The 2,447-nt window shown below is 63.5% G+C and carries 3 protein-coding genes; all 3 read right to left on the bottom strand.

Annotation, left to right across the window (positions count from 1 at the left end; translation table 11 throughout):
• Positions 1–103: 103 nt before the first annotated feature.
• Positions 104–904 (bottom strand): ion transporter, encoded by an 801-nt coding sequence (locus MUO23_13765; GenBank protein MCJ7514017.1) that lies wholly within the window; start codon positions 902–904, stop codon positions 104–106.
• 443 nt (positions 905–1,347) lie between these two features.
• Positions 1,348–1,746 carry a hypothetical protein gene (locus tag MUO23_13760; GenBank protein MCJ7514016.1) on the bottom strand — a complete coding sequence of 133 codons (399 nt, stop codon included), beginning with the start codon at positions 1,744–1,746 and terminating at the stop codon, positions 1,348–1,350.
• A 273-nt stretch (positions 1,747–2,019) separates the two neighbouring features.
• The coding region (locus tag MUO23_13755; GenBank protein MCJ7514015.1) for a hypothetical protein at positions 2,020–2,447 on the bottom strand (428 nt) is incomplete at its 5' end.

Raw genomic sequence — 2,447 nt, 5'->3', positions numbered from 1 at the left:
GCACGGGCTCGGAGAGCTAGCTTCGGGGCGGACCGCCGGATTCTGGCAGGTCTTTTGGGCCATGACGCCCACCCCGCTGGCGCTTGCCGCGCGCCGTCCCACACTACTTCGGGAAGACCTTCTCCAACTCAACCAGTTTCTCGCGGATCGTTGCGCTGGTCTTCTCCTGCTCCTCGAGCAGCGTCTTTAACTCAGCGATCTGGTCGCGGGCGTCCCCATGCACGACCTCAGCGGCCTTCGTGGGAGGCGCCAGAAAGAAGCTGGAGAGGAAGCTGGCGAGCACGCCGATCAGGGCGATGCCGCCGAACATGACCAAGACGCCGTAGATCCGCCCAAGGCTGGTGGTCGGAAAGCGATCGCCGTAGCCGACGGTGGTGACGGTGGTGAACACCCACCATACGGCATCCGCGGCGCTTTTCAGGTTGGCTTCGGGATTGGCGGCTTCGGCCTTCAACACCAGGATGCTCGCAAACTCGACCAGCACGATCAGCGAGAAGATCGTGATGTACAGGGCGATCCCTGCCCGGTTGTTGACCACCTCGTTGATCATGTTCTTCACGCCGAAGGTGCGCATCAAGCGAGTGGCGCGCACCACGCGGAAGACTCGGAAGATGCGGAAGAACGGGATGCACGCCAGTAGATCCGCCCAGCCCATGTCGCGGAAGAAGTACGTTGATTTCGAGGAAGCGGACGTGATCCGCAGGGCGAAGTCCATAATGAAGAACACGGTCAGGAGCGAGTCGATGATCACCAGGACCTCCAGCGTCACGGGGTCCTTGGTGATGAACCCGAAGTTCATGGCCAAGAGCATGTTGATGATCGAAACCAGCGAGAGCAGCAGGATGAAGATCTCGTATCCGGTGCTGCGCAGCTCTTTGCTCTTCTTGCCAGATGCCTCGGTCATGGAAGTCCCTCCAAATGCCCTGGATCAGTCTAGGGCAGGTCTGTGATAGGGCTGAACGAAGATCGGCGGGCAGTCAGTGCTCGCCTGATGGAACAGCCTTCCGGCCAGAGAGCCGTGAAGCGCTCCAGGAAGGTCGGGCGCAAGCTTTGGTTGTTCTCCCCGCACGGGAGATGCCGTCAGTCGCCGCTCCACGTGCGCCCGGGCGCGTGCGTGCGCGGCCTTGGCGGGCAGGCTCACAGGCTCTGCGCGAGGTTGTCGGGCGAACTGCCGCAGGGCAATGGGATCAGGCACCGGCCCGGCCGACGCGCGGGCGTCGGTTGCGAGCGGCGACAACAGGGTGGTGTGCTGGAAGTCCCAATCGGGACTCCGCCGCTGAGAACAGCCTCGCTCCGGCGCGATGCACCGGAGCGAGGGACGTTCACGCATGACGAGTACAGATCGAACTAGGCAGCTGGCGGCGCCGGCGGCTTGGCCATGCCGAAGGCCTTCTTGGTGCCCGGCAGCATCACATACAGCAGGATCAGGGCGTTGACGAAGATCGCCACGCTCACGTCCGTGAAGGCATTCCCGGTGACCAGGACGATGAAGTTCAGCATCAGGTTGAAGACGGTGATCACCGCCAGGAACAGCCAGGCGGCGGGGTCGAGGCGCCACAGCATCTGGGTCAGCCAGATGTACACCCAGGCCAGCAGGCCGTACATCAGGGCGTACCAGAAGCCGGGCACGATGAGCCCGACCGGGCGGAACATCACGCCCAGGAAGCGCAGCGCGGCGAAGATCGCCAGGGCGGCCAAGAAACCCGAAAGAATGGCCAGAACGGTGACACCAAACGGTCGTTTCATTGCAGAATCTCCTCTCAAGAATTGGGTCCCCGAAGGGAAGTTGGTACTTCGTGTGTCCGGCGTGTGACAAGTATAACCCCGATCCGGTATCGAGGACACGGGTGCCCGAAGGCCGCCGTCGCCCGGCCTGGCTTTGGGACAGCCTCACTATGGAGACTTCCTCGGTCGGAATTCGGCCCAACTTGACCTCGGACCGCAATTGTCGCCGAGATCGGCCGGCCCGGCAAACCCATCCGCCGAGCCCACCGCGGCTTGTGGGGTGCGTCGCGCGGTTCATTGCGCGAGCGACAGCGCCGCCGCCCCCAGGAACCCCATCGCCGTGAACAAGCCCACTACATTGCCTCCATGTTCATGGGCCTCGGGGATCATCGCATCCGACAGCATGGTGAGCACGGCGCCGGCGGCGAAGGCTTGGGCCACGTGTCCGTCGGTGGTTGGAAGACGGACCGCCAGCAGGTAGCCGAGCCCAGCGCAGGCTGCGGACAGCATGACCAGCACCACCCACATCCGCAAGATCCTTCGTTGTGGTTGCCCGGCTGTGGTCAGATTCATCGAGCCGGCAATGCCCTCCGGGATGTTCGAGAGCAGCACGGCTGCCAGGAAGGCGATATTGACCGCACCGTTGATCGCCAGCCCCATGCCCAGCACGATCGACTCGGGGATGGCATCGAGCAGCGTGCCGATGGCGATGGCCGCGCCAG

It is taken from the genome of Anaerolineales bacterium (genome assembly GCA_022866145.1).
GTDB lineage: Bacteria > Chloroflexota > Anaerolineae > Anaerolineales > E44-bin32 > PFL42.
This window is presented reverse-complemented; position numbering and strand designations above follow the sequence as displayed.